General features: G+C 69.4%; 22 protein-coding genes and 1 pseudogene. 13 read left to right on the top strand and 10 right to left on the bottom strand.

What is annotated here, in order from left to right:
* The first annotated feature begins 1 nt into the window (after position 1).
* The 6 genes from ACQEVY_RS03660 to ACQEVY_RS03635 all read left to right on the top strand — a co-directional run bounded on the left by ACQEVY_RS03660 (position 2) and on the right by ACQEVY_RS03635 (position 6,905).
* Positions 2-484, top strand: a complete 483-nt coding sequence (locus tag ACQEVY_RS03660) for a cupin domain-containing protein (RefSeq protein ID WP_432944726.1) — start codon at positions 2-4, stop codon at positions 482-484.
* Positions 481-1,401, top strand: coding sequence for an acyl-CoA thioesterase (locus ACQEVY_RS03655; protein ID WP_432944724.1), 921 nt, complete (start codon positions 481-483; stop codon positions 1,399-1,401). The genes ACQEVY_RS03660 and ACQEVY_RS03655 overlap by 4 nt, the downstream gene beginning before the upstream one ends.
* A gap of 178 nt (positions 1,402-1,579) precedes the next feature.
* Positions 1,580-3,229 (top strand): AMP-binding protein, encoded by a 1,650-nt coding sequence (locus ACQEVY_RS03650; protein ID WP_432944722.1) that lies wholly within the window; start codon positions 1,580-1,582, stop codon positions 3,227-3,229.
* Entirely contained in the window at positions 3,226-5,595 is a 2,370-nt protein-coding gene (locus ACQEVY_RS03645; protein ID WP_432944720.1) for a bifunctional salicylyl-CoA 5-hydroxylase/oxidoreductase, read from the top strand. The genes ACQEVY_RS03650 and ACQEVY_RS03645 overlap by 4 nt, the downstream gene beginning before the upstream one ends.
* The gene (locus tag ACQEVY_RS03640) at positions 5,592-6,041 is read left to right on the top strand and encodes an acyl-CoA thioesterase (RefSeq protein WP_432944718.1); all 450 of its coding nucleotides are present in this window, start codon (positions 5,592-5,594) and stop codon (positions 6,039-6,041) included. The genes ACQEVY_RS03645 and ACQEVY_RS03640 overlap by 4 nt, the downstream gene beginning before the upstream one ends.
* Before the next feature lie 18 nt (positions 6,042-6,059).
* Positions 6,060-6,905, top strand: coding sequence for a PaaX family transcriptional regulator (locus ACQEVY_RS03635; RefSeq protein ID WP_432955048.1), 846 nt, complete (start codon positions 6,060-6,062; stop codon positions 6,903-6,905).
* Between the two features lie 179 nt (positions 6,906-7,084).
* On the opposite strand, the gene ACQEVY_RS03630 is transcribed toward ACQEVY_RS03635, so the two are convergent.
* Complete coding sequence (locus ACQEVY_RS03630) at positions 7,085-7,438, bottom strand: helix-turn-helix transcriptional regulator (RefSeq protein ID WP_432944716.1); 354 nt, start codon at positions 7,436-7,438, stop codon at positions 7,085-7,087.
* Positions 7,439-7,576: 138 nt separating this feature from the next.
* Here ACQEVY_RS03630 and ACQEVY_RS03625 point away from each other — a divergent pair, with 138 nt between their 5' ends.
* Positions 7,577-8,539: an AsnC family transcriptional regulator gene (locus tag ACQEVY_RS03625; protein ID WP_432944714.1), complete on the top strand. Its 963-nt coding sequence runs from the start codon at positions 7,577-7,579 to the stop codon at positions 8,537-8,539.
* 468 nt (positions 8,540-9,007) lie between these two features.
* On the opposite strand, the gene ACQEVY_RS03620 is transcribed toward ACQEVY_RS03625, so the two are convergent.
* The 5 genes from ACQEVY_RS03620 to ACQEVY_RS03600 all read right to left on the bottom strand — a co-directional run bounded on the left by ACQEVY_RS03620 (position 9,008) and on the right by ACQEVY_RS03600 (position 15,607).
* On the bottom strand, positions 9,008-10,267 hold the full coding sequence (locus ACQEVY_RS03620) for an MFS transporter (protein WP_432944712.1): 1,260 nt from the start codon (positions 10,265-10,267) through the stop codon (positions 9,008-9,010).
* A gap of 503 nt (positions 10,268-10,770) precedes the next feature.
* Entirely contained in the window at positions 10,771-12,405 is a 1,635-nt protein-coding gene (locus ACQEVY_RS03615) for an amidohydrolase (protein WP_432944710.1), read from the bottom strand.
* A gap of 271 nt (positions 12,406-12,676) precedes the next feature.
* A complete protein-coding gene (locus ACQEVY_RS03610) occupies positions 12,677-13,957 on the bottom strand; it encodes an iron-containing alcohol dehydrogenase (RefSeq protein ID WP_432944708.1) in 1,281 nt (426 codons plus the stop codon).
* 194 nt (positions 13,958-14,151) lie between these two features.
* Entirely contained in the window at positions 14,152-14,481 is a 330-nt protein-coding gene (locus ACQEVY_RS03605) for a hypothetical protein (protein ID WP_432944706.1), read from the bottom strand.
* A gap of 175 nt (positions 14,482-14,656) precedes the next feature.
* Complete coding sequence (locus ACQEVY_RS03600) at positions 14,657-15,607, bottom strand: hypothetical protein (protein WP_432944704.1); 951 nt, start codon at positions 15,605-15,607, stop codon at positions 14,657-14,659.
* Positions 15,608-16,188: 581 nt separating this feature from the next.
* Between ACQEVY_RS03600 and ACQEVY_RS03595 the strand changes: the two genes are divergently transcribed.
* Positions 16,189-16,770, top strand: a complete 582-nt coding sequence (locus tag ACQEVY_RS03595) for a TetR/AcrR family transcriptional regulator (RefSeq protein WP_432944702.1) — start codon at positions 16,189-16,191, stop codon at positions 16,768-16,770.
* 75 nt (positions 16,771-16,845) lie between these two features.
* Positions 16,846-18,198, top strand: coding sequence for an amidase (locus ACQEVY_RS03590; RefSeq protein WP_432944700.1), 1,353 nt, complete (start codon positions 16,846-16,848; stop codon positions 18,196-18,198).
* 210 nt (positions 18,199-18,408) lie between these two features.
* On the opposite strand, the gene ACQEVY_RS03585 is transcribed toward ACQEVY_RS03590, so the two are convergent.
* The gene (locus ACQEVY_RS03585; RefSeq protein WP_432944698.1) at positions 18,409-19,605 is read right to left on the bottom strand and encodes an FAD-dependent monooxygenase; all 1,197 of its coding nucleotides are present in this window, start codon (positions 19,603-19,605) and stop codon (positions 18,409-18,411) included.
* 198 nt (positions 19,606-19,803) lie between these two features.
* Here ACQEVY_RS03585 and ACQEVY_RS03580 point away from each other — a divergent pair, with 198 nt between their 5' ends.
* From ACQEVY_RS03580 to ACQEVY_RS03570, 3 genes and pseudogenes are all read left to right on the top strand, one after another.
* The gene (locus ACQEVY_RS03580) at positions 19,804-20,598 is read left to right on the top strand and encodes an IclR family transcriptional regulator (RefSeq protein ID WP_432944696.1); all 795 of its coding nucleotides are present in this window, start codon (positions 19,804-19,806) and stop codon (positions 20,596-20,598) included.
* Between the two features lie 97 nt (positions 20,599-20,695).
* Positions 20,696-21,431, top strand: a pseudogene (locus ACQEVY_RS03575) (ISAzo13 family transposase); the annotation flags it as partial.
* Positions 21,432-21,554: 123 nt separating this feature from the next.
* On the top strand, positions 21,555-22,112 hold the full coding sequence (locus tag ACQEVY_RS03570) for a hypothetical protein (protein ID WP_432944694.1): 558 nt from the start codon (positions 21,555-21,557) through the stop codon (positions 22,110-22,112).
* Here the strand turns inward: ACQEVY_RS03570 and ACQEVY_RS03565 are convergent.
* Together ACQEVY_RS03565 and ACQEVY_RS03560 are read right to left on the bottom strand one after the other, a co-directional pair.
* Positions 22,060-22,908, bottom strand: a complete 849-nt coding sequence (locus ACQEVY_RS03565; RefSeq protein ID WP_432944692.1) for an IS5 family transposase — start codon at positions 22,906-22,908, stop codon at positions 22,060-22,062. The two genes, ACQEVY_RS03570 and ACQEVY_RS03565, sit on opposite strands and share 53 nt — an antisense overlap.
* 275 nt (positions 22,909-23,183) lie before the next feature.
* On the bottom strand, positions 23,184-24,386 hold the full coding sequence (locus ACQEVY_RS03560; protein ID WP_432944690.1) for an FAD-dependent oxidoreductase: 1,203 nt from the start codon (positions 24,384-24,386) through the stop codon (positions 23,184-23,186).
* Positions 24,387-24,509: 123 nt separating this feature from the next.
* Between ACQEVY_RS03560 and ACQEVY_RS03555 the strand changes: the two genes are divergently transcribed.
* Positions 24,510-25,166 carry a TetR/AcrR family transcriptional regulator gene (locus ACQEVY_RS03555; RefSeq protein WP_432944688.1) on the top strand — a complete coding sequence of 219 codons (657 nt, stop codon included), beginning with the start codon at positions 24,510-24,512 and terminating at the stop codon, positions 25,164-25,166.
* Between the two features lie 129 nt (positions 25,167-25,295).
* Here the strand turns inward: ACQEVY_RS03555 and ACQEVY_RS03550 are convergent, their stop codons facing one another.
* On the bottom strand, positions 25,296-25,952 hold the full coding sequence (locus ACQEVY_RS03550) for a maleylpyruvate isomerase family mycothiol-dependent enzyme (protein ID WP_432944686.1): 657 nt from the start codon (positions 25,950-25,952) through the stop codon (positions 25,296-25,298).
* Positions 25,953-26,102: the final 150 nt, after the last annotated feature.

The raw sequence follows: 26,102 nt of genomic DNA, 5'->3' as shown, positions 1-26,102 counted from the left end.
CATGGAACCCGATCTCTCCAAGTACGTACTGGAGGGTGACAACTCGATGTACGCCGGCCCGTCCGGCCTGGTCGTCCCGGTCGTGACCCGCGGCGGCCTCGAAGCCGGCGCCACCGGCCAGTCCGCCGGCGCGACCCGCGTCTCCGGTGTCTCCGTCCAGCACACACCGGCCACCAGGCTGTGGTTCGGAAAGGTGCGCAACGAGCCCGGCTACCGCTCGGTGACCCACCACCACGGCGAGGCGGAGACCGGCGGTTACGTCCTGTCGGGCCGGGCGCGCATCTACTTCGGCGAGAAGTTCGAGGACTACGTCGACATGGCGGAGGGCGACTGGGTCTTCGTACCGCCGTTCATGCCGCACATCGAGTGCAACCTCTCGCGTTCCAAGCCCCTGACCTGGATGACCACCCGGACACCGGAGAACATCGTCGTCAACCTGCCCGACGTCGCGGACGCCGACCTGCGCGACTGGCTGAACCGATGACGGCCGGGACGGAGCCGACGTCCGCGTTCTTCGCCGCGGCGGTCACGCTGAAGCCCGCCGAACCCGAGCGCTACGACCTGGCCTTCACCGCGACCACCCAGCCCTGCCCCTGGCCCAAGGCGTACGGCGGCGACATGGTCGCCCAGGCCGCGGCCGCCGCCATGAGGTCGGTCGAGGGCAAGACGCTGCACTCCACACACTCCTACTTCCTGCGGCCGGTCGACATCGGCGCCGAGGTCCGCTACGAGGTGGAGCTGCTGCGCGACGGCCGCGGCTACGCCACCCGGCAGGTCCGCGGCTTCCAGAACGGCAAGCCGGTCTACGTCTGCCTGGCCAACTTCGCGGCGGGCGAGCCGGGTGCGGCGACGTACAGTGCCGAACCGCCCGCGGGTGTCCCGGCGCCAGAGGAGCTGCCCAGCTCGGCGTCGTACCTCTCCGGCACAGCTCCCGATGCGCCTCGGGGCACGATGACGGACGCGTCGCGCGCGTACTGGAGCGGCGGCCGCAGCTTCGACATGCGGCACGTCCCCGGGCCCGTCTACCTCAGCGTTGAGGGCGAGCGAGCGCCCCAACAGGCCGTGTGGCTACGGCCGTTCGAGAAGCTGGGGTCCGTAGAGGGGCTGACCGACGCCCAGCGCGACCTCGCCGCGCTCGCCTACGTCTGCGACTACACGATCCTCGAACCCGTCCTGCGGGTGCTCGGCCTGGCTTGGGCCCGGCCGGGACTCGTCACCGCCAGCCTCGACCACGCGATGTGGTTCCACCGGCCCGGCCCGATGGACGGCTGGCTTCTGTACGCCCAGGAGGCCGTCGCCGCCGAGTCCGGCCGCGGTCTCGCCACCGGTCGGTTCTTCACCGCCGCCGGAGTCCACCTGGCCACCGTCGTCCAGGAAGGCCTGATCCGCACCACCTCCTGAAGTCCTTCCCTCTGCACGGCCCGCACCCGGTGCACAGGAACCAGGCAGACACCTCCTGAACCCCTTCCCTCTGCACGGCCCGCACCCGGTGCACAGGAACCAGGCAGACACCTCCTGAACCCCTTCCCTCTGCACGATCCGCACCCTGTGCACGGGACCCCGGCAGATAGGAACCCCGATGGACCTCGCGCCCTCCGCCTACCCGGACACATTCGCCCGGGACCACCTCCCGCCACGCCACCTGTGGCCGGTGCTGGAGTTCACCACGGACGAACTCCAGTACCCCGAGCGCCTCAACGCCGCCACCGAGATCATCGACATACCCACCGACACCTTCGGCCCCGACCGCGCCGCCCTGCGCACGCCGGAGGGCGAGGTGTGGACCTACGGCGAACTGAGCCGCCGCGCCAACCAGATCGCCCATGTGCTCACCGACGACCTCGGCCTGACACCCGGCAACCGGGTGCTGCTGCGCTCCCCGAACAACCCGTGGACCGTCGCGGCCTGGCTCGGCGTGCTCAAGGCCGGCGGCATCGTCGTGACGACCATGGCGGCACTGCGCGCCCGCGAACTCACCCCGATCGCGGAGAAGATCCGCCCGGCCGTCGCGCTGGTCGACCACCGGTTTACGCAGGACGTCGAGACCGTACGCGACACCGCTGTGCCGGACCTCACGATCGTGGCGTACGGGGGTGACGCACCCGACGACCTCACGCGCCGGGCGGCGGTGAAGCCGGCGGAGTTCGCCGCGGTCGACACGGCGGCCGACGACGTGGCCCTCTTCGGGCCCACCTCGGGCAGCACCGGCGTACCGAAGATCACCACCCACTTCCACCGCGACATCCTGTCCATCGACAACACCTTCGGCCGGCACACGCTCCGGCTGCGGCCCGACGACCTCGTGTCGTGCACCGCCCCGTTCGCGTTCACCTTCGGCCTCGGCATCCTCGTCGTCTGCGCCCTGCGCGCCGGTGCATGCGCACTGCTGACCGAGGCCGTCGCACCGGAGCCGCTCGCCGACCTCGTCGCCGGGACGGGGGTCACCGTCCTCGCCACCGCGCCGACCGCGTACAAGCAGATCCTCAAGGCGGGCAAGGCCGACCGGCTGCGCGGCCTGCGCGCCGCGGTCAGCGCCGGGGAGCACATACCGGACGAGGTGTGGAAGCAGTTGCACGCCGAGACCGGGATCAAGGTCGTCGACGGCATCGGCGCCACCGAGATGATCCACATCTTCATCTCCGCCGCCGGTGACGAGATCCGTCCCGGAGCGACAGGAAGACCGGTCCCCGGCTACCGAGCCGCCGTCCTCGGCCTCGACGGCGAGGAACTCGGTCCCGGTGTCGAAGGGCGGCTGGCCGTGATCGGCCCGGTCGGCTGCCGCTACCTCGACGACCGGCGCCAGGAGAACTACGTCGTGGGCGGCTGGAACGTCACGGGCGACACCTACGTCCGCGACGAGGACGGCTACTTCTACTACCGCACCCGCACGGACAACATGATCGTCTCCTCCGGCTACAACATCGGAGGCCCCGAGGTCGAAGCCGCGATCGACACCCACCCGGACGTCGTCGAGTGCGCGGTGGTCGCCAAGCCCGACCCCGAGCGCGGCTCGGTCGTGTGCGCCTTCGTCGTGCTGCGCGAGGGAGTCACCGGCGACGACGCCAAGGCCAGGGACATCCAGGACTACGTCAAGACCCAACTGGCGCCGTACAAGTACCCGCGGGCGGTCCGCTTCACCGACGCCCTGCCCCGCAACACCAGCGGGAAGCTGCAGCACTATCTGCTGCGCCAGTTGATCGAGAAGGCGAACGAGGAGAACAACGCATGAGGATCGCGATCGTCGGCGGCGGCCCGGGCGGGCTCTACTTCGCCGCCCTGATGAAGCAGCTGAACCCCGCCCACGAGATCAGCGTCTGGGAGCGCAACGCCCCCGACGACACCTTCGGCTTCGGTGTCGTCTTCTCCGACGAGACCCTCGGGGGCATCGAGAACGCCGACACCGTCGTCCACGACGCGATGGAGAACCGTTTCGCCCGATGGACCGACATCGACATCGAGTTCAACGGGCACCCATTCACCGTCGGAGGCCAGGGCTTCGCGGCCATGTCCCGCAAGGACCTGTTGCGCATCCTCCAGGAGCGGGCCGCAGAACTCGGCGTCACGGTGCACTACCGGACCACCGCACCGGACGTCGACGAGCTGCGCGAGTCCCACGACCTCGTGGTCGCGGCGGACGGGCTCAACTCGGCCGTGCGGACCAAGTACGCCGACGCGTTCGCCCCCGACCTGGACCGGCGGGCCAACAAGTACATGTGGCTGGGCACCGACCGGGTCTTCGAGGCCTTCCAGTTCTTCGTCAGGCAGACGGAGTTCGGGACCATGCAGATCCACGGCTACCCGTACTCCGACTCCGGCTCGACCTTCATCGTCGAGATGGCGGAGGACGTGTGGCGTCGCGTCGGCTTCGACGCGACCGAGGGCACGGAGTTCCCGCCCGGGGCCTCCGACGAGCAGGCCGTCGCGCGGATCCGGGAGATCTTCGCCGAGGAACTGGCCGGTCACGCCCTGCTGACCAACAACTCGAAGTGGCTCAGCTTCACCACGGTCCGCAACGAGCGCTGGCACCACCGCAACGTGGTCCTCCTCGGCGACGCCGCCCACACCGCGCACTTCTCGATCGGCTCCGGCACCAAACTGGCCATGGAGGACGCCCTGGCGCTCGCCGCGTGCCTGCACGAACACCCCACCGTGGCCGAGGCGTTGACGGCCTACGAGACCGAGCGCCGGCCCGTGGTGGAATCGACGCAGCGCGCCGCCCAGGCCTCGCTGGAGTGGTTCGAGAACATCGGCAGGTACGCCGGCCAGGACCCCGCACAGTTCTGCTTCAACCTGCTCACCCGCTCCCGCCGGATCACCTTCGACAACCTCAAGGACCGCGACCCCGGTTTCGCCGAGCGGATCGAGCGCGGCTTCGCCGAGGCACAGGGGCTGCCGGAGGCGACACCAGCCATGTTCCAGCCCTTCTCGATCGGCCCTCTGGAGCTCAAGAACCGGATCGTCCTCTCCCCGATGGACATGTACTCGGCGGTGGACGGCATACCGGACGACTTCCACCTGGTCCACCTGGGTTCCAAGGCGCTCGGCGGCGCGGGCCTGGTCATGACCGAGATGGTCTGCGTCTCACCCGAGGCACGGATCACCCCGGGCTGCACGGGCCTGTGGAACGACGCCCAGCGCGACGCGTGGGCCGAGGTCACCGCCTTCGTGCACGAGCGCAGCACGGCGAAGATCGGGCTCCAGCTGGGGCACGCCGGCCGTAAGGGCTCGACCAAGGTGATGTGGGAAGGCATCGACCAGCCGCTCGACGAGGGCAACTGGGAGGTCGTCGGCCCGTCCCCGCTGCCCTACGGCGCAGGCTGCCACGTGCCGCGCGAGATGACCCGTCAGGACATGGACGTGGTCGTGGCCGACTTCGCGGCGGCTGCGCGCAGGGCCGCGGAGGCCGGCTTCGACCTGCTCGAAGTGCACGCCGCCCACGGCTACCTGCTGTCCTCCTTCATCTCCCCCGTCGCGAACCACCGCACGGACGAGTACGGCGGCACATTGCCGAACCGTCTGCGCTTCCCCCTGGAGGTCTTCGACGCGGTCCGCTCCGCCTTCCCTGCCGACCGCCCGGTGACGGTCCGTATCTCGGCGACCGACTGGTCTCCGGACGGCAACACCGAGCACGACGCGGTCGAGATCGCCCGGGCGTTCGTCGCGCACGGGGCGGCGGCGATCGACGTCTCCTCCGGCCAGGTCACCAAGGACGAGAAGCCCGCCTTCGGCCGCTCCTACCAGACCCCGTTCGCCGACCGGATCCGGCACGAGGTCGCCGCCCCGGCCGACGTCGCCGTGATCGCGGTGGGCGCGATCTCGTCGTACGACGACGTCAACTCGATCCTGCTGGCCGGCCGCGCCGACCTGTGCGCGCTCGGCCGTACCCACCTCTACAACCCGCAGTGGATCCTGCAGGCGGCCGCCGAACAGGAGTACCGCGGCCCGGGCGCCGAGTGGCCGGCTCAGCTCGCGGCCGGCCGCCGCAAGCCGCCGACGTCACGCACGGACGCGGTCCGCCCGCGCCTGGCACTGCTGCGCGACACCCCCCGGGACGCCGTCCACCTGCGGTGGACGCCCAGCCGGACGACCGGATGAGCGACCCGGTCCCGCCGTCCGGTGTCCACCGCGCCCGCGTGGAGTGGGTGGACACCGACGCCGCGGGGATCTACCACAACACCACCGTCGTGCGGTACGCCGAGGCGGCGGAGGCCGCGCTGATGCGCGAGCACGGCATCCCCGGCTACTTCCCGGTGGCGCCCAGAGTGCGCTACGAGGTGGAGTTCGAGGCGTCTCTCCGGTTCGGCGAGGAGGTGGAGACCCGGATCGAGCTCGTCCGCCTCGGACGATCCTCGATGACCTTCGCCTTCGAGGTGTGGCGGGAGGCCTCCGACAGCGGGCCGCGCCGACGTGTCGCCCGGGGCAGCTACGTCACCGTGCACGTCCCCGACAAGGAGGCGGGCGGCAGCGCACCATGGCCGGCCGCCTGGCGTACGGCGCTGACAGCAGGGGCGTACGCGGAGGCAGCCGGGCGAACGCAGTAAAATCCTGCATTCGTGACTATGAGCGACCTCCTCGACGACGACCCGGCCCAGGCGGCACCACCGCGATCCCTGATCGTGACGGTCTACGGCCTCTACGCGCGTGAGGTCGGCGGCTGGATCGGTGTGAGCACCCTGATACGGCTGCTCGCCGAACTCGGCGTCGACGCCCAGGCGGTCCGCTCGTCGATCCACCGGCTCAAGCGCCGCGAGATCCTGGTGTCGGAGCGGCGGGACGGCAGGGCGGGCTATGCGCTCTCGCCGTATGCCCGCTCCGTCCTGGAAACCGGCGACCGCCGCATCTTCGAGCGCCACACCGCCCCCGACGACGGCTGGGTCATCGCCGTCTTCTCGGTGCCGGAGAGCGAGCGGCAGCACCGCCACCAGCTGCGATCACGGCTGGCATGGCTGGGCTTCGGCACGGTCTCGTCGGGGGTATGGATCGCTCCCGCCCACGCGCTCGACGACACCCGCGACCACCTGCTCCGACACGGCCTGGACCAGTACGTCAACCTCTTCCGCGGCGACTACGTGGCCTTCGGAAACCCCGCCGAACAGGTCAGCCGCTGGTGGGACCTGGAAGCGCTCCAGGGGCTCTACGACGAGTTCGTCGCCAAGTTCACGCCGATGGCCACACGCCTGGCCGAGGCCGAGAAGAACACGACGTCAGCCCGGGACGCGTTCGTCGACTACGTCCACGTTCTGACGGCCTGGCGACGCTTCCCCTACCTCGACCCGGGGCTGCCCGCCGCCCTCCTCCCCGCCACGTGGTCCGGCACGACGGCGGCGGACCTCTTCTTCGAGCTCCGGCGCGCTCTGGAGGAGCCGGCGCACGAGTTCGCGCGGGGTCTGCTGGCCGACTCCTAGCTCTTGGCACATGCCGCTCGGCCGACCACCGCGGACACCGCCTGCGGTAAGGCTCGCGGTACTGGTCTACAGACTCCGTGGGCCGGGTGGGCCTCCGAGGCGTCGGAATTCCGGCGCGCGTGGAGCCTGCGCCCTGTGCCAGGCGATGGGTGAGCCGAACCTGCTCCGCGGGCAGTCGTTCACTCCCCGGCAAGGTCCCGGCCGGGTGTGGTCCCGAACATGCGGCGATAGTCGGCCGCGAAACGCCCCAAATTGGTGAAGCCCCATCGGCCGGCGACCGCGCTCACCGTGGTCCCCCCGGGGTTCGCTGTACGCAACTCGGTGCGGGCGCGCCGTAGACGCGCTTCCTTGAGCTGCCGCATCGGGGAGCCGAGGCCGTGTCGTTGATAGGCGGCCTGCAGACCGCGCACGCTCAGTCGAGCCGCCTCGGCGACCTCGGCCAGTCCGATGTCCCGGTCGGCGTTCAGCTCGATGAAGGCGCCGAGCCTGAATTCTGGAGACCTCGATCCGCCGTCCCACCGCCATCCGATCACTCCCGTTCACCCAGGAGTCAAGGCTGATGTCCCGCTGGGGTTACGCTGTCGGGAACTTTCCAGAGCACGGACCATGGTCGTCGGCAGTGTGTGGCCGATCACAGAGATCAGGACATCGAACCGCCGATAGTGGTGATCATGCGCCAAAGCCTGGACGACACCGACCGGCGGATCGTCGCCGCCCTGGTGGCCTCGCCGCGTGCCTCCTGGCGCGCCATCGCCTCGGCACTGGGCCTGTCCGAACGCACGGTCGTGCGCCGGGCCGGGCCGCTGCTGCACGACGGCACGGTACGGGTCACCGCGGTGCGCAACCCTCGATGCTTCCCCCACCTGATACCGATGGCGCTGCGCATCCGCTGCCGCCCACCGCGCATCCGCGCGGTCGCCGCTGCACTCGCCCGCCGCCCCGACACCATCTGGGTCGACGTCCTGGGTGGCGGGGACGAGATCAGCACCGTGCTCTTCCTGGACGGCCCCGAGGCGTGCAACAACCTGCTGTTGCGCGACCTTCCCGCCACCGAAGCCATCGACTCCTGGACCTCCCACACCCTCCTGTGGGTCTTCCCCGTCGCCTTCGGCTGGACCGGCGGTCTGCTCACCCCGGCCGAGACCGACTCCCTGGGCTGCCGGGCACTGACGCAGCCGCCTGGCGTACCCTCCCTGGACGACACCGATCACGCCCTGATCCACGCGCTGGCCGTCGATGGTCGCGCGACGTACACCGACCTCGCCCGTCACGCCAACACCACCGCGCTCACTGCGCGCCGACGCGTCGAACGACTCACCGGCCACGCCGTCCGCCTGGCCACCGAAGTGGACCTCCCACTCCTCGGCATCCATACCGAAGCCCTGTTGTGGATCAGCGTCGCCCCCGGCGCCCTCGAGCGCACCGCACTCGCGCTCAGCAGCCACCCCCAGATCCGCTTCACCGCAGCCACCACCGGATCCGCCAACCTCCTGGCCGCCGTGGCCGCAACCAACCTAGACGCCCTCTACCACCTGCTCACCGTCTCCCTCGACGGCCTCCAGGACATCGCCGCCGTCGAGACCACTCCGATCCTCATGACCCTCAAACGCACCGGACTCCTCCGCCCCGGATGAAGCGGCCCGCCCTGCCTCGCCGCGAACGCGGCCTGCCGACAGGGTCAGGGAAGCATCCGGGAGGCCGGCGTCGATCGGAGCGAGTCTGCAACGATCGCTCACCGTGGTGAGCAACCGACCCTCGCAGCAGCGCGCCGGCTGGAGACTTCCCGAAGGCCACCGGGAAGCAGTGAGGGGGCATGCCGACACCTCGTCGGAGAGCGGTCGACAGCACCGGCGCACGCTGGGACCTGTCTGACGCCGAAGCGGTACCGAAGCTGCGTGCCCTGCCCAGCAGGCGACTTCGCCGCCTGCTGGGCAGGGCACCAGAAGCAGGAGTACGCACACGAGCATCGCACCCCTACCAGGACGAGCCGCACCGCCACAGCCTGATCAAGCAGCACCTGCGAAGGGAGCGCCCTTCGCGGACCGGCGGCAGGACAGCCACGCACTCACCGACGAGCGTGACCTGCCGTCAGACACCACGTCTCACGACGTCTCGGAGGCCGCAGAGGTCTCATCGGCATGCCGGCTGCTCCCGGAGTCGACCGTGGACGGTGTGGCCGGTGCCCCGTCCAGCTGGCGACCGGGCAGGATGAGCGCCAGGGCGGCTGAGATGATCATGGGCAGCCCGACGGCGGCGATGAAACTGCGGGGCGAAATCCCGCCTGCGAGCACGGCACCGCCGAGCAGCGGGCCCAGGATGGAGCCGATGCGCCCGACGGCGGCCGCCCAGCCGACGCCGGTGGTGCGCAGCTTCATGGGATAAGTGCCGAGCGCGAGCCCGGTCTGACCCGTCACCCCGGCGATGAGGCCGACTCCGGCCAGGCCGGCCAGCCCCAGCAGAAGTCCGCCGGCGAGGGGAAGGAGTCCGGCGACGCCGAGGGCGATCACTGCCACCACCGAGGTTACGAACAGCACGGGTGGGGCACCGAAGCGCGGCGCCAGCAGCACGACGGCCAGGCCGCCGACGATCCCGCCTAGCCCGATGAGTGCGCTGCCTGCGGGTGCCTCGGTCGGCGAGAAGCCCAGCTCGACCAGCACGGTGGGGAACCAGGCCGTCAGAGCGTAGGTGGACAGGAAGGTGAGGAACGCGAATCCCCACACCAAGATCGTGCCGGCACGTACCGGAGCGGCGAACAGGGCCCGCAGGGATGCTTCTTCGCGCTCGCCGGCCGGGTCAGTGCTCGCGGCCGGCGTGTTCTTCGCGCGATGGTCCGCTGGAAGAACCGCGAGCAGGACGGGGGTCAGCGCCAGGGCGACGAGACCGGGAATCCAGAACAGACCGTGCCATCCGAGGTTCTTCAACAGAGCTCCGCCTGTGGCGCCGGCGAGCGATGAACCCACACCCACAGCGAGGGCCAGTGCGACACCGGCGGAGCTGCGTCGCCGCTCAGAGACACATCCAGCGGCAATCGAGACGGCCGCAGGCAGGACCATTCCGAAGCCCAGCCCGGTGACGAAGCGCAGCGCGGTGAGACCGGGGGTGGAATCGGCGGCCACGGTCGCGATGGAGCCGACGGAGAACAGAGCCACGGACCCGGCCACCACCAGGCGCGAGCCCCACCGGCGCACCAGGCGTGCGGCGGCGACGTAGCCGATGACCGCTCCGGCGTTGGCCGCGGTCAGGGCCAGGGCGAGATCGGTCGGGGCGACGGACCATTCCTTGGCGATGGTCGGTACGACCAGGCTCAGTGCGACGGAGTCATAGCCGTCGGCGACCAACGCGAGGAACAGAACGAGGAGCACCAGGGCTCGGCGTCGAGGCGGAGGGGGAGCGGGGAACACGCTAGCGGACACAGTTGCCCTGCCTTTCGGGGAAGCGAGCGGTGTACGGGGAAGGGGAGTCGACGTGCAGATGTCGGCTCTGGGACAGCACGCCGAGTGGGCCTGGCTGCGATGCGTCCTCTGGGACGGGCCTTCTTGGCCCAAGGGCGGCTGACCACCTGGTTGCGCAGAACATGTGGCGCGCCGACTGCAGTCAGGTTCTCCACGGCATGGGTGGCGCCGTGGTCGTCAGGTGCTGTTTCCGGTTCGATGGTCCGCCGTTGATGGTGCGGATCCCGTCGAAAGCAGTTGGGGAGCGTGCGGACCGACAGGGGCGGAATGGCCCGGGTGTCCTCGGGCCACGGAACCGAGGCTCGTGGACCGCGTCGGAGACTGGACCACTCCCGCGGCGTTCGACCAGCACGGCAGCAAGGGCGACGTACATTCTCGCCGTTCGCCGTTCGCCGTTCGCCGTTCGCGGTCGGTCAGGCGGTGCGGTGGACGATCCGGCCGCCGACCGCGGTCAGGGTGGGGACGAGGGTGAGCAGCTGGTCCGCGGGGCAGGTGAGGGGGTCTGCCGGGTAGGCCACGAGGTCGGCCGGTGCCCCGGGCAGGAGGGCGCCGTTGAGCGGACTGCCCAGCAGCTGGGCGCCGGCGGTGGTGTACAGGCGGAGCGCTTCGGCGCGGGTGACGGCGTGCTCGGGGCCGAGTACTCCCGCAGGGGTAGAGCGGGTGGTCATGTCGTGCAGGCCCCGGAGGGGGTTGAGCGGTCCGATGGGGTGGTCGGTGCCCGCGCTGATCCAGGCCCCGGCGTTGACCAGTTCCCGCAGGGGGAACAGCTCGGCGGTCCGCTGTGGGCCCCAGGCGGCGATCAGGGGGTGGGCGAGTGAGCTGAGCAGGGCCTGCTGGACGGTGATGTGGACGCCCAGCGCGGTGGCATCGGCGATCCGGTCTGGAGTGATCAGGCCGCCGTGTTCCACGACCAGCATGCCCGGTGGTACGGGCCCTACCCGGTCCATCACCTCGCGGACTGCGTCCAGGAGCACGCCGACGGCGCGGTCGCCGAAGGCGTGGGTGCCCACGGGCCAGCCGCGTTGCACGCAGACGGTCAGGGCTTCGGCCAGTTCGGCTCGTTCCCAGAGCAGTTCGCCGTGGAAGCCGGGCCGGTCGGCGTACGGCTCGGACAGCGCGGCGGCTTCGGTACCACCGTCGAGGATGAACTTCAGCCCCCACAGCCGCAGCTGTCCCTGTCCGGCCCCTGGCTTGATGCCCTGGGCCTCGAGGGCATCGAGGTGGGCGGTGATCGATCCGGCGGCGGCGATGACGGACCGGGTCGAGATGATCATGGCGTGGCTACGCACGGACAGCTGCCCGGCCGCCTCGGCCTGGAGGTAGGTGTGCCACTCCTGCGGTGTGACGGCGGGGTCGCGCACGGTTGCGACCCCGTGGGCCGCGAAGGCGGAGGACGCCTGGGCCAGGCCATGGGTGAGGATCTCGGCAGGTATCGGCGGCAGGACCTTCAGGGCCATGTCCAGGGCGGCGTCCTGCAGCCAGCCGGTCGGGTGGCCTGTCGCGTCGCGGGAGATGAAGCCGCCCGGAATATTCGGCGTGTCGGGACTGATGCCGGCCAGGCGCAGCCCGGCGGAGTTGAGTACCCCGTTGTGCCCGCCGCGCAGGGCCAGGACCGGGTGATCGGTGGTCGCCCGGTCCAGTTCACGGGCGGTCGGCATCCGGCGCTCGGCCAGCTGCAGTTCGTGCCAGTCGGCGCCGGTGACGATCCACTGCCCGGCGGGAGTGTGTGCGGCTCGCTCACGGACCAGGTCCACGAAGCCGTGAATGTCCCTCGCCCGGGACACGGGCGCACCCAGCACGTTACGCCCTGCCAGCATCAGATGATTGTGGGTGTCGACGAAGGCCGGCGACACCACGAGCCCGGGGTCATCGACCACCACGGTGTCACGCCCCGTCCACTCCCGCAGCAGTCCCTTCTCCTGCCCGGGACCGGCCACGGCCACGATCTGTCCGTCGCGCGCTGCCAGTGCCGTCGTGGGGGCTGCCGCCGCGTCGAGGGTGTGCACGCTGCCCGCGCGCACCACCAGATCCGCTGTCCCACCGTTCATCAGATCACTCCCGTCCATCCAGGCATCACGGGCCGACATCCCGGCCGTGCACAGCGTTGGTAATCTTGCGAAGAGCAGACTGCGGGCGCCTGCAAGATGCGGCCACTCGCAGGGAATGCGACAGCGGAACCACCGATAATGGCGATCAGGCGCCACGGTCTCGATGACACCGATGGACAGACCGCCCTCGCTCCAGGGCCCGTCCGAGGGGTCATGGGACGGGTCCTCCACCGGGCCGTGGGGCTTGGTCCCGGATCTTCGAGGCCCTTCATCACCAAGCCTCTTCCAGGAGGCGACGCAGGCTTGCGGTGCTGTCGGTACCAAGTCGGGCGATTGCTTCGGGGTAGAGCTGCTGGACACGGAGAGCGATCGCGGGAACCTCGTTTCGGTCGATGCCGATCTCCCGCATCCTGGTCGGCAGGCCGACGCTCGTGACGAGGGAGGACAGCCGGACCGCGGCCTCGGCGGGTTCGTCGGTTGCCATCGCCGGCAGATCGAGTGGACCGCCGGTGTCGAGTGCGCGTGCCACCAGCTTCAGACGCAGGGGGGACGTTTGAGTCATCGCCCGGACGACTGCCGGCAGCGTGATCCCCGACGTCAGTGAGTGCGGGACCCCGTAGGTGCCGCCCAGCACGTGGCCGATGCGGTGGCTCAGCCCCAACGTGAGGCTGGCCGGGGCGAAGTAGCAGTACCAGGCTGCGAGCTGGCACGCCTGTCGTATTGTCGGCTCGCCCGGATCCATGGACTGTCGCAGGACTCCGGCGAGCTCTCGGATTCCCAACTGGGCCAGGTCGTCCAGCACCGGCCGGGGAGGGTTGCAGATCAGTCCTTCGACCGCGTGGTCCAGTGCCTTGGCGCCCGATCCTGCCCACAGGGGGCCCGGCGTGGCCGCGGTGAGCGCGCCGTCGAGGACGACCGCCACGGGCGTGACGTCCTCACGGGTATGCGTACGCTTCGTCGCCGCCCCGTCGTGGAATTCGGTAACGCCATAGTGATCGGCGAATTCCGCACCGGACAGCGTGGTCGGCACCGCGAAGTGCGGCAGTTGCCGGCCGTCGTCGTCCGCCAGGCGGGCGGCGACGGCCTTGGTGGCGTCGATGACCGAGCCGCCGCCGAAGCTGACGAGCGCGTCGGCGCCCAGCTCACGCGCGGTGGCCGCAGCGCGTTCGACCGCGTCGCTGGGAACGTGTGCCGGCAGGTGTTCCACCCGGCCTGCGCAGCGGCCGCCGCAGTTGTCCTCTACTGTTCGGAGCAGGGAGCCTTGCTCCGACAGCGATCTCGTGGTCATGAGAAGGACCCGGGAGACGGAGTACGAGTCCAGTAGATCGCCCAGACGGCCGATCGAACCGAGACCCCATTCAACGCGGCGGGTCGGCAGGAAGTCCAAGGCGCCCGCCGTCGGTGTGCGGAGAGATGAGGCGCTGTCCACAGGATGCTCCGGTCGAGAAGCAGGGCCACACCTGGCACGGTGGCGCAGACGCGGGCCTGGAACGTATGAGGGTAGGGCGACTGGCTGAGCCGTCCGCCCGGTCACCGGGCGGTGGCCCGGCATGGCGAGACCGGGATGAACTACTGCGCAGCACTCCGGCACGCTGAGGCACTCTCCAACGGCTATCGGCGGGAAGTGCTTCGGCTGCCACCGCTGGGCGGTTGCCACCGCCGGACGATCTCGTGACCGCGAGTAATAGGCCGACCCCGATCTGGGACTGTTCGCCGGTCCGGCCTGGAGCGTTCCCCGCGCCTGGGTCAGGTATGGATCTCGGCCGGTCTCGGCAGAAGCGCCACCGCGTTGTTCTGCTCCACGTCGACGAGATCGGAGCCGTCGAAGAAGACGCCGATCCCCGCGATCGTCTCAGCAGTCGTCGACTCCGGCATGAACGGGTGGTCGGTGCCGAACAGGATGCGGTGCGTGCCTCGTACAGGGAGGGCGGCAGCCCGAAGACCGGCTGGCCGGTGAGGACGGGCGCGGCCAGGTAACGTCGATGAGCGCGTCGTGCTATCCCACGCCGGGGCGGTGATGGACACCACCGCGGTCCGAATGCCGTGGCGATCCATCAGGTCGAGATCGGCCTCCACGTCCCAGCGCGGGTAATGCCACGCCGGGAATGGGATCACCTACGCCCGGCCCGGGCCATGGCGCTGAGGTAGGCGTCGGGATGACATGGTGGTGGATGTCGATGCGGTGGGGCGTCATGCCATGGCTCCCTGTCAGGGATCCGATCAGCCCCCGGCGGGCGGATCGCTGCGGGGGTCAGTCGAGCGGCTGGGTGCGCGCGAGTTCGGCAAGCAACTCGTCCTGCTTCTCCTCGAGCCAGCTCGGCAGCTGCAGGCAGCTGCCCAGACTGTCCAGGGTTTCGTCCTTGAGGAAACCCTGCGGGTGGCTGCGGGTGGCCTCGAACATGGCTCCTGCGGGGGTGCGGAAGTACACCGAGTAGAAGTAGTTGCGATCCCGCGGCTCAGTCACGTCGATGAAGCCCATGGTCTCAAGACGATCCTTGAACTGGAGCTGGGCGTCGGCCTCACGCACATCGAAGGCGACGTGATCGATGGTGTTCCGCATGTAGCCCCAGGTGCCCTGAGGAATGTCCGGCTGGTGGTCGACTTCCACCACCTGCCCGGCGCTCCCGCGAGCCATCGTGTAAGCCTTGACGGCACCATCCGCGTCACGTGAGCGCAGCCCCATGCCCTCGTGCAGGAACATGTCGAGCTCATCCACCTCGCGGGTGCAGACAGTCACACTGTGCACTCCGCGGATCGCGGCTGCGGCCGGTACATCCGCGCCGGTCCAAGGCAGCCGGTCGTCGACGTCCACCTCCACCAGTTGGTGCTCGATCCCGTCCGGGTGGGCGAACCGGATCCGCTGGTCTCCCAACAGCTCGAACCTGGTTGCCGGCAGACCGTGCGAGTTGAGACGGTCCAACCAGAAATTCAGGCTCCCGCGGGGAACCGAGAGGGAGATGGAACTCACCTGGCCCGACCCCCGCCGACCTTCGGGCCGGTCCGGGCCGAAGGCGAACGAGGTCAGTAGCGTGCCGGGTTCGCCGTACTCATTGCCGTAGTACAGGTGGTAGAAGGGGCGGTCACCGTCCAGCAGCACGGTGCGCTTCACGTTCCGCAGACCGAGCACGCCCGCGTGGAATCGCATGTCCTCGCGTGCACTCGTGACGATGGAAGTGATGTGGTGATAGCCGTGGAATGTCACTGTGAACCCTCCGAAACGAGAGCCTGACGGTCCTGCCGATGCCTCCGCCAGACCGGACTTCCGTATTCATATACTAGACGGTCTAGTATAGCAAGGGGTCTTGGCGCTCTTCACCGTTTCGCGGGGGCGCCCTCCCCCCGGGGCACGCCCCGCGCAGCGTTCACGATGCCCCAGCCTGCACCGATACGCAGGGCCGGTTCGGGTTGCGGGTACTGGATACCTGCTGGGAGGCCCTGCAGGAGCGGGCGCGGCAGCCGCCGACAGGGTTTCGCCGCCCCCTGCTTCATCCCGATTTATCCGATGTTGCGCCACCCGAGCCAGGGCCACCCATGAGCGGCGTCCGGTTCGGCACCCACTTTGCTATACTGGCAAGTATAATTTTTGTCCCCGTCACTGGTTCGATCACCCTCGATCCTCCGCAGTCCGGTCCCGACTCGCGGATGCCATAGTGAGCGCGCCAGTAGTCCGATGCGGCCTATGCAGGCCCACCACTATCAGCGAGGAATCTGATGTCCAGCCCGGTCGACAATGCCGTGAACAGGCCCCTTCGACCCAAAGCACAGGCACTGAGGCTGCGGATCGTGGACGCGGCCCGGGCCGCGTTCCTCGCCGAGGGGTTCGACGTCAGCATGGACGTCGTCGCAGCAGCCGCAGGCACCACCAAGGCCACCGTTTACAAGTACTTCGGGAACAAGCAAACGCTGTTCATTGCCGTGATCACTGAAGAACTCGACCGTGCTCACGAGGAACCGCTCCGCCTGGTCGCCTCCCGGCTTGCCCATTCCACTCATGTCCGGGAGGACCTCGTCGACGCCTGCAAGGCGTGGGGGATGGGACTTGCCGCACCGGACACGATCGCCTTGAGGAACCTGGTCGCCGGTGAACTCAGGAGGTTCCCCGAACTCGGCGAGGCATGGAAGCAACACGGTCCCGAGCGGTTCCATCCGGTGATCGCCAAGACGCTGCGGCACCTGGTGGAGCTGGGTCGGCTTAGCATCAAGGACATCGACCTGGCCGTGCTCCAACTCGCCGGAATGACGGTGTCTCCAGTTCTGGTGTACAGCGCCTTCGGAAAGCCCCTCGACAGAGAACTGACGGAACGGCTGATCGAATCGGGTGTGGACATGTTCCTCAACCAGTACCAGTACCGGATCAACGCCTAGGCGTATGGCCAGGCGTTTTGTCCATTGAAAGCGAAAAAACTGAGCAGCGTGGCTACGGATAGCGAACTTGCCTACATGTCAGCCGTCGGCCTGGCCGCGCGTTTCGGCCGGGGCGAGCTTTCGCCCGTCGAGGTCCTGCGCGCCCTGTCCGAACGAGCCGACGAGCATCAGGGTCTCAACGCCCTTGTGGCTGCCGACGCCAGGCGGAACCACCTTGAGGCGCAGGAGGCGGTGCGACGCTACCGCGAGGGCCGGGCGAGGCCGCTCGAAGGCATCCCCGTGATCGTCAAGGACCTCATCGACACCGAAGGACTGCGCACCTCCTACGGCTCAAGGATGTTCTCCGGGCACGTTCCGCCGCGCGACGCGGCTGTGGTGGAGCGTGTCCGCGCGGCCGGTGGCATCGTTGTGGCCAAGAGCGCGACGCACGAGTTCGCATGGGGTATCACCACCGACGGCAGCGCGGTGGGGCCCACCCGCAATCCGTGGGATCCGACGGTGGTACCAGGAGGCTCGAGCGGGGGTTCCGCCGCGGCACTCGCCGCCGGCCTGGCACCTTTGGCCATCGGCACGGACACCGCGGGGTCCATACGGATTCCGGCCGCCTTCTGCGGCGTCATGGGCCTCAAGCCCACGTTCGGTCTCATCGACACAGCGGGCGTCTTCCCCTTGGCTCCCTCGCTGGACCACGTCGGGCCGATGGCACGAACTGTCGAGGACCTGCGGCTGTTGCTCTCGGTCCTCGCACCGGACGGCGCGCAGGCTCCGGACCCGGCAGCCGACGCAGAGGTCGTCGTCGGGATCTGGTCCGAGCTCGAACAAGCCGAGTCGGCCCCCGACATCGCCCGTGTGTTCCACGAAACGGTCCGTGCGCTGGAGGATGCCGGAGTGCGGGTCGTACGCCTGTCAGCACCCGGACTGCCTCCTCTGTACCCGGCTCTGGGCACGACGGTCGCTGTCGAGGGGGCCGCCGGGCACCGCGGTGCGGGACTGTGGCCCGCACGGCGGTCCGAGTACGGCGGCCAGGTCCGCGCCAGGCTGGAGAAGGCATCCCGGGTCACCGTGGATCAGTACGCCCGGACGCAGCGGGACCGAGCGCTGATCACGGCGATGACCGCTCGGGTACTGCACGATGTGGACATCGTGCTCTCCCCTGTGTCCGGGGTCTCACCCGCGCGCATCGGCCATGACGAGGTCCCCGGCGCGCCACAGGCACTGAGCTTCCGGGAACGGGTGATGGCCTTCACCGCGCTGCAGAGTCTGACAGGGGTGCCGACCTGCGTGGTACGCGCCGGATTCGACTCCGAGGGTCTTCCCGTGGGAGTGCAACTCACCGCGTCATGGGGCCGGGAACACACCCTGCTCGCGACCGCTCAACGCCTGGTCGAGGCGACTTCCGAGCTGCAGCATTCCTGGCCCACTGCCTGACGTCCGCTCCCGCCTCGTCGCCCGTTCTCCGTTTCCGGCCCATGCCCACCGACAACCTCGCCGGGGGCGCCGCCCTCGGCGCACCCCCGGCTCGTCGCATGCTCATCGGCTGCTTCCGGGGCTCGTAGTCGTGATGGCCGCCTGGGGCGCACATACCCGCAGGCCAGGCCACCGCCCAGCACACCGCGGACGCATGGTTGGGTCCTCTGCTCAGAGTGCGGCCTCGTAGGCGTAGATCCAGCCGTTGGCCGTCAGGGGGTCGGAGTCGGCCAGCGAGATGTCGCGGGCCTGCTGTTCGGGGCCGTCCGGCAGGTGGTTGACATGAGCGCGACCATGACTGACCGTCTGCAGCCGGGTGGCGCGTTCGATCCGCGCCTCCTCGTAGCGTTGGAGGGCGCCTGCGATGTCGTCCGCACCGTCGGCGAGGGCCGCGGCGAGGACGGCGCCGTCCTCCATGGCCTGAGCGGCTCCCTGGCCGAAGAAGGGGAACATCGGGTGGGCCGCATCACCGAGGAGAGTGGTCCTCGGCGTACTCCACCGCCGCAGTGGCGCCCGGTCCAGCAGCGCCCACTTGCCGGGGGTTCCCCCTGACCTGATCAGGTCGGTCACACGCGGGTCCCAGCCCGTGAACTCGGCCAGGAACTCCTCCACCGAGGCGGTCGTGCTCCAGGACTCCTCCGTGAAGTCCCCTGCCGGGGCGAAGGCCACGACGTTGACGGCCCTCCCCCCGTTGACGGGGTAGTGCACCAGGTGCCGGCCGGGGCCGAGCCACAGCGTGTGCGCCCGGCGGAGGGCGAAGGCAGGCGCCCGCTCGGCGGGCACGAGGGTGCGGAAGGCGCAGATGCCGGAGTACTCCGGCGTGGACGGCTCGGCGACCGTCGCGCGCACCACCGAATGCACCCCGTCGGCACCGATCACGACATCGGCCTCGGCCTTGCTGCCGTCGGCGAAGTGCAGCAGCACACCATCCGCCTGTTCCTCCACCGCCGTACAGCGCGCGCCGAGACGTACCCATTCCTTGGGCACCGCGGCCTTCACCGTGTCAAGGAGATCCGCGCGATGGACGGTGTAGGTGCGCTCACCGTAGAGCCGCTCGCAGACTCCGTCGAGGCGCTCCACCGAGAGCACCCTCCCGTTCTCCCAGCGGCGGAACTCCCACGCCAGCTCCACCGGTACGGCGTCACGCAGGAACCGGTCCATCACACCCAGCTGCCGCAGCAACCGGACGGCATTGGGTGACACCAGGATTCCCGCGCCGATCTCCTTGAGCGCGGGGGCCTGCTCGTAGACCGTCGCCATGACCCCGGCACGACGCAGGAAAGCGGCGGCGGCGAGCCCACCGATACCACCACCGACGACGGCGATCCGGGGCCGATCAGGGGAATGAAGCGGTGCCTTCGCGTGCATCTGCAGACTCCGTTCTTCTGAGCAACGCGTACACGGACGCGTCATGAGGTTTGTGACGGCTTCAATGCTCGCCGTGTCCCTGCGGCAGCTGAAACGGCTATGTTCATTGGGCGAACATCAACGTGAGCGCCGTCGGCTGGAGCCGCCGCGGGTGACACCGCCTCGTCGTAGGTGGGGGCGGGGACCGAGGAGGACTGCATGGCCCGGACGAGCCAACCCGGTCGCACCGTGAGTTCACGCCTGCTCGAAGTGCTCTTCGCCTTCCGCTCCGGCCGGTCCCGGCTCTCCCTCGCCGACCTCACCCGTGCGACCGGGCTCCCTCACGCCACTGCCCGCAGGCTGGCCCTGGAACTCGTCGAGGCCGGAGCGCTCGACCGGGCGCCGGACGGCAGCTTCAGCATCGGCATCCGGATGTGGCAGTTGGGCACGCTGGCCCCGCTCAGCGTGCCCTTGCGCACCGTCGTCCTTCCCTTCATGGACGACCTGCACACCGCCCTGCGCCAGCACGTGCAACTCGCCGTGCTCGAAGGCACGGAGGCCGTCCTCGTGGAACGCATCTCAGCTCCGGGGGCGGTCGATGTGATCTCCCGCGTCGGTGGTCGGCTGCCGCTCCACAGTTCCGGTGTCGGCCAGGTACTGCTCGCGCATGCCGGCCCAGGCATCGAGGACCAAGTGATCGCGCAGGGCCTGACGGCACACACCCCGCGCACCATCACCGATCCGGCCCGGCTGCGGCATGCTCTCGACGAGTGCCGTCGCACCGGTGTGGTGATGGCACGTGAGGAAATGACGCCCGGCACGGACTCCGTGGCCACCCGCGTCATCGACGCCGACGGTCACGTGGTCGCGGCCCTGTCCGTGATCGTCAGCACGGGCTCCGTCGGCCTGCACACGGTGCGGCCCGCCGTCATCGCCGCCGGACTCGCGGGGTCCCGAAGACTCGGCTGGACCCCCGCAGTCGGCATCCAGCACACCAACGGTGCCCATGCATGAGGCCCGCGGCACATGATGCCGCGGGACATGCCGCTGGGCAGCGGCACGCGGGCGTCGTCTCCCGCTCCACCCGGCTTTGGCTGGGGGCATCACCCGCCGAGGGCCCGGGGCGGCCGGGTCGGCTGGTCTCGCCGAGGCCTACCGCGACCCTGGTCTGCTGCCCGCGCTGGAGTCGCTGATCGAGCCGCACACCCGAGGCGACCCCGTCTCCCCGTTGCGGTGGACCACGCTGTCGTTACGGGCCCTGGCCTCGACCCTCACCACACGGGGCCACCCGGTCAGCGCTTCAAACGGTCGGACACCTGCTGCACACCCTGGGCTACAGCTTGCAGGGAACCGCGAAGACGACGGAGGGCATCAGCCATCCGGACCGCGATGCCCAGTTCACCCACCTCAATGCCACCGCCGCCGCGTTCCTCAACGATGCCCAGCCGGTGATCAGCGTCGACACCAAGGCCAAGGAATGGCTCGGCAACCGTGACCGGCCCGGTCGCACCTGGCGGCTGGGCAAGAACGCGATCAAAGTGGACTGCCACACGTTCACCACCAACGACCAGCCCATGGCCATCCCCTACGGGATCTACGACATCGCCAACAACAGCGGGTGGATCAACGTCGGAATCGACCACGACACCGCCCAGTTCGCGGTGGAGTCCATCCGACGCTGGTGGCAGCACCGCGGACGGGCGGACCACCCGCATGCCGGCAGGCTCCTGATCACCGCCGACTCCGGCGGCTCCAACGACCCCCGCCGCTGGACCTGGAAAAGCAACCTTGCCGCCTTCGCACGAGAGAGCGGCCTGGAGATCACGGTCTGTCACCTACCGCCGGGCCGTCGCAGCAGCCTGGTGAAGCTGAGAAGCCGTCTCTCAACCAAACGTGATCCCTTGATTTCTGCTGGTCAGGCATGGTCTCGCTCGGGGTGAGGGAGGCATACGGCGTCTTGTGTCCGCTTCATGACCGAGGGGTGCGCGGCGGCGTCGGTGCTGGGAATGCTGGAGGAGCGGGAGGCGGCTGCCCGCCAGCGGGTGGAGGGTCTGCGGGAGGAAGCCGCGCGGTTGGCTGAGGCGTTGGAGGCCGCGGAGATCGAGCTGGACCGGCGGGTGATCGCGCGGGAGGAACTGGTCGAGGCGTTGGCCGCCTCCGCGGCCGTGACGACTGCCGTGACCGAGCCCTTGGCCGAGGCGGAGCAGGCAACAGCGCCCTTGCCCGCACCGGTGCTGGGCTCGACGGTGCCGCCGTGGCGGGACGGGCTGCCGGTGACGGTGCTGGCGCCGGACTACCAGCGGATTGTGGGTGTGGTGGAGGAGCGGGCCCCGGCGGGCCAAGGGCCGCTCAAGGCCAGGGAAATCGCGGTGGGGCTGGGTCTGGAGACGACGCCGGCGAAGGTCGAGGGGGTGCGCTCGAAGGCCAGGCGCCTGGCGGAGCGCGGGTGGCTTCTGCAGGAGACGTCGGGGGCATTCAGCGCCGCCCGGCGGCCTGGGGCCGCGCCAGACGCCGGCCCATCCGCGTGACCATCGACCACCGGATCATCGCCTCACTGGTAGCGGGCAGTGTTTCGTAATCCCTCGCCAGACGGCGGGAGTTCATCAGCCACGCGAACGTGCGCTCGGCCACCCAACGCCTGGGCAGCACCACGAATCCCTCCATGTCGTCGGTGCGTTTGACGATCTGCAGGGTCAGCGCGAGTTTCTGACGGCACCAGTCCACGAGGGAGCCGGTGTAGCCGCCGTCGGCCCAGACGAGGGTGATGTCGCGGTGCAAGCGCCGCAGCCGTATCAGCAGGCCCGCCGCGGCGTCCCGGTCGCCGATATTCGCGGCGGTGACCGCGACCACCAGGAGCAGGCCCAGGCAGTCGGTCACGATGTGCCGCTTTCGCCCGGGCACCTTCTTCCCGCCGTCGTAGCCGCGTGAGGCGGCCGGCACTGTCGCGGCGGCCCGCACCGACTGCGCGTCGATGATCCCCGCCGTGGGCTCGGCATCACGGCCCTCGCGCTCACGCACCCGTCCGCGCAGCCGGTCATGGAACTCGGCGATCAGCCCGTGCTCGCTCCAGCGGCGGAAGAAGGCGTAAACCCGGCCCCAGGCGGGAAAGTCCGCGGGTATCGCCCGCCACGAGATCCCGCCCGCAACCAGGTAGCGGATCGCGTCCAGCATCTGGCGGTGGCAATAGCCTTCCGGCTGCCCGCCTCTGCCCTGGAGCCAGGCCGGCACCGGCAGCAATTGCCGGACCTCCGCCCACTCCCTATCCGTCATGTCCGACGGATACCGGCGCACTCGATCAGGATGATCGGCCGCGTTGCCGTACACGTGCGCGAGGCAATCGCACGACACAGCGGGCGAGTTGAAGTCAACGGGCTCAGGCGCGTACAACAACGGCAACAGGGCCTCCGGGAACCGCTCGGAATGGGGTCGCACCCCCGAGCTACCAGGAGGCCCTGCCTTCATGCGCGCACGGCCGGAAGATCACCCGACCAGGAACCCTGTTCGACCCGCACGTTCCATGATCCGTTGAGCGGCTTCTCAGTAAAGGCGAGGACCAGGACCCCTCGTCGCAGGATCGATCAGTCCCCTCCAGCGGTACGTCAGTCCTGGATGAGGGCCAGTTGCTTCTGGATTTCGCGGGGGTTGGTGTCGCCTGCGACCTTCTGCAGAAGCGGGGTGTGGTCGAGGATGAAGTCCCGGACCGGCCGCAGTAGTGCCGGCGCGTGGTGGAAGACCTTGCCGAGAATCCATGCTTGCTGGACCTGCCGGGCGGTGTGGGGCTTGCGCGGGTCCTCGTAGCCTTGCAACGCACGCTGTACGGCGGTGAGGTCGGTGAGGTCGACGCCGCGCAGGGCCCTGCCGAGGAAGTAGCCGTCCTCGATGGACATGCCCGCGCCGTAGGCGGCGTAGGGCGAGGTCGGGTGTGCGGCGTCGCCCACGAGGGTGGCCCGTCCCTTGGACCACTGCTTCAGGCGGGGCCGGTCGCGCAGCACCCAGCGTTGCACGTTGTCCGGCTCTGTCTGGGCGATCAGCCCGGGCAGGGGCGCCGGGAACTCCGCGGCCAACGCGGTGGCCGAGGCCTTGAGATCGGACGGTGCCGGGGCGTCGGGGTCGGTGGCGCTGAGTACCCACCACTGGAAGCCGTCGCGGCCCTTGTGTCGGATCGATGTCCAGCTTCCCTGCACTGCCCTGCTGTGCGTCAGGACGGACATGTTCGGTTCGGTGCCGTCGACGTTGGTGAAGGTGAATCCGCCGAAGATGTGCAGTCGGTGCTCGCGCTTGGGCGTATCCCCCCACAGCGTGCGCCGTACCAGCGAGTCGATGCCGTCGGCGCCGACCAGTACGTCGTGCTCCGCCGTGGTGCCGTCGGCGAAGTGCAGAGTGACCGCCTGTTCGTTCTGCTCGATCCGGGTCACCTGCTGGTTGAACCGGAGGGTGCCCGGCGGGATGGCGGCGAGCATCCGCTCGTACAGTTCGGGCCGTAGCAGTCCGATGAACCCGCCGCCGTATGCGCGCCTGGTCTCCGGGTCCTGCTTGACGTGCACGCGCACGTGGCCACGGAGGTTGCGGAACTCGGAATCCGTGGGGGAGCCGAGGTCTTCGGTGTCCACTCCGAGTGCGCGGAGCGCCTTCAGGGGCGGCGGCCACAGGTTGAGGATGTTGCCAGCCGGCCGCGCCTCGCGGTAACGCTCGTAGACGGTGACCTCGTGACCGGCCTGGGCTATGGACAGGGCCGCGGCCATACCGGCCGGACCGGCGCCGAGGACGGCGACGCGGCCGCCGGGGTTGTTCGGAACAGGCATGGGGACACCTCGCGTCATCGGGAGGAAAACAGTAGCGAGCGCTACTGTTAGCCGCAGACTGTAGTGTGAACTACGGTTCAGTCAAGACCTGTGCATGCACCTGGGGAATGGGAGGCTGAGGTCATGGGCGAGGCCCAAGCGGCGCAGACGGCCGACCTGGAGATCCGGCCGCCCAAGCAGCGCCGCAGTCGCGAGGCGTGGAACCGGGTGCTCGATGCCGGGGTGTCCATCCTGGAGGACGGCGGGTACGAGGCGTTCACCATCGCCGCCGTATGCGAGCGGGCCGAAGTCGCGCCGCCGGCCATCTACGCCCGCACCACCAGCAAGGACGCTCTCTTCCTCGCCGTCTACGAGCACGGCATCCAGCGCCTGCGCGCGGAGCAGCAGGTCTTCTCCGACAACAGCCGATGGGCAGACCTGCCTCCGGCCGAACTCGTCCGCGCAGCAGTGGCCGAAACGGTCGGCATGTCCCTGCGCCACGAACGGTTCCTACGGGCCGTCGTCCTGACCTCCGCGTCGCATCCGGAAGTCCGGCGCCGAGGTTCCCACTACGGCCAGGAGCTCGGCAACGGATTCGCCAAGGTGGTCCTTCGGGCGGCGGACGCCATCACGCTCCCCGACGCCGAGACCGCGGTCCACTCCTGCTTCAGCACAGTCTTCGCCGCGTCGGTCATCCGCGTCGCCTACGGTCCGGGATTCGCCAGGCCGGCACCTGTCGAGGACGACACCTTCATCGCCGATCTAGCAGAGACGGCGGTGCGCTACCTGCTGTCCGCCTGACAGCTTTCGGCCCGAACCTCTGCCATCTACGGCACCGCTGTCCCCCAGCTTCACCACACAGTGGGGGGATCGCGCGCTCACACACCCGACCGAAGCACCCGGTTCAGAAACAGGCACTCATCTTGTTCTTTAACCTGAGCGCAGTCGGGCGCGCAGGACTGCCGCACCGTCCCCCTCAAGGTCCTCGCAGGCCGCTGCGCGGCCTGCCATCCCCATCACCAGCGAGAGGGTCGGCCCCCGGAGCAGATCCCCCGAGCCGGTACTGAACGGTCCGTCAGTGGCCTCGACCCGCAAGCCCGCGATTGCAGTGTTGCTCGCGACAGTGAAATCGCGGCTGGCGAAGAACCGGGCCACGGCGGTCGTCGTGGCCACCGGGGGTGTCCGCACAAGACCCAATGGCCGACGGATGTCCTCGCTGTGGACGACTATTTCGCCCAGCCAGGCCGCAGTATGTCCTGTCGGTCCGGCAGGCCCGGTGACAACATCGCGAAATCGCCGCAAGGTCTCTTCAGGCGTAGCACCACGGTGCTTTGCGAGTCGTCGGTCGTTGTGCAGATCGGAGTCGAACCGAGCGGCCAGCATGCTCAGCAGCCAGCGCCACATCCTCGTGCTGGCACCTGCCGTCAGATGGGCTACGACCTCCTCCACGGTCCAGCGTTCACACAGTGATGCTTTCGCCCACTGGGCCGCGCTGAGCCCGGTGAGGTCTTGAGCGAGCGCGGACCGCTCGACGTGAATCGCCCTTTCCAGAGCTTCCCGGGTTTCCAGAACGTGTGGTTCAGCCATAGGACAGCCTCCAGAGATCGGGTGTCCTCCATCAGACTCCTATCGCCGCCCAAACTCATCGACTGCACCCGCGTAGCGAGCCGAATTCGACCTTCCAGTGTCGAAATGAGCCTCGAACTAGGCCGCTCACCTGGGCGTTCGCCGGACACT

Source organism: Streptomyces sp. CA-288835 (assembly GCF_050936385.1).
In the GTDB taxonomy this organism is placed as follows: Bacteria; Actinomycetota; Actinomycetes; order Streptomycetales; family Streptomycetaceae; genus Streptomyces.
This window is presented reverse-complemented; position numbering and strand designations above follow the sequence as displayed.

What these genes read in the sequence shown, in the direction of transcription:
- ACQEVY_RS03580 (WP_432944696.1), top strand. Translation starts at nt 19,804, where the DNA reads ATGGCCCGGACGAGCCAACCCGGTCGCACCGTGAGTTCACGCCTGCTC.
- ACQEVY_RS03625 (WP_432944714.1), top strand. Translation starts at nt 7,577, where the DNA reads ATGCGCCAAAGCCTGGACGACACCGACCGGCGGATCGTCGCCGCCCTG.
- ACQEVY_RS03590 (WP_432944700.1), top strand. Translation starts at nt 16,846, where the DNA reads ATGTCAGCCGTCGGCCTGGCCGCGCGTTTCGGCCGGGGCGAGCTTTCG.
- ACQEVY_RS03555 (WP_432944688.1), top strand. Translation starts at nt 24,510, where the DNA reads ATGGGCGAGGCCCAAGCGGCGCAGACGGCCGACCTGGAGATCCGGCCG.
- ACQEVY_RS03610 (WP_432944708.1), bottom strand. Translation starts at nt 13,957, where the DNA reads ATGCCGGGCCACCGCCCGGTGACCGGGCGGACGGCTCAGCCAGTCGCC.
- ACQEVY_RS03585 (WP_432944698.1), bottom strand. Translation starts at nt 19,605, where the DNA reads ATGCACGCGAAGGCACCGCTTCATTCCCCTGATCGGCCCCGGATCGCC.
- ACQEVY_RS03640 (WP_432944718.1), top strand. Translation starts at nt 5,592, where the DNA reads ATGAGCGACCCGGTCCCGCCGTCCGGTGTCCACCGCGCCCGCGTGGAG.
- ACQEVY_RS03655 (WP_432944724.1), top strand. Translation starts at nt 481, where the DNA reads ATGACGGCCGGGACGGAGCCGACGTCCGCGTTCTTCGCCGCGGCGGTC.
- ACQEVY_RS03645 (WP_432944720.1), top strand. Translation starts at nt 3,226, where the DNA reads ATGAGGATCGCGATCGTCGGCGGCGGCCCGGGCGGGCTCTACTTCGCC.
- ACQEVY_RS03615 (WP_432944710.1), bottom strand. Translation starts at nt 12,405, where the DNA reads ATGAACGGTGGGACAGCGGATCTGGTGGTGCGCGCGGGCAGCGTGCAC.
- ACQEVY_RS03660 (WP_432944726.1), top strand. Translation starts at nt 2, where the DNA reads ATGGAACCCGATCTCTCCAAGTACGTACTGGAGGGTGACAACTCGATG.
- ACQEVY_RS03570 (WP_432944694.1), top strand. Translation starts at nt 21,555, where the DNA reads ATGACCGAGGGGTGCGCGGCGGCGTCGGTGCTGGGAATGCTGGAGGAG.
- ACQEVY_RS03560 (WP_432944690.1), bottom strand. Translation starts at nt 24,386, where the DNA reads ATGCCTGTTCCGAACAACCCCGGCGGCCGCGTCGCCGTCCTCGGCGCC.
- ACQEVY_RS03635 (WP_432955048.1), top strand. Translation starts at nt 6,060, where the DNA reads ATGAGCGACCTCCTCGACGACGACCCGGCCCAGGCGGCACCACCGCGA.
- ACQEVY_RS03550 (WP_432944686.1), bottom strand. Translation starts at nt 25,952, where the DNA reads ATGGCTGAACCACACGTTCTGGAAACCCGGGAAGCTCTGGAAAGGGCG.
- ACQEVY_RS03650 (WP_432944722.1), top strand. Translation starts at nt 1,580, where the DNA reads ATGGACCTCGCGCCCTCCGCCTACCCGGACACATTCGCCCGGGACCAC.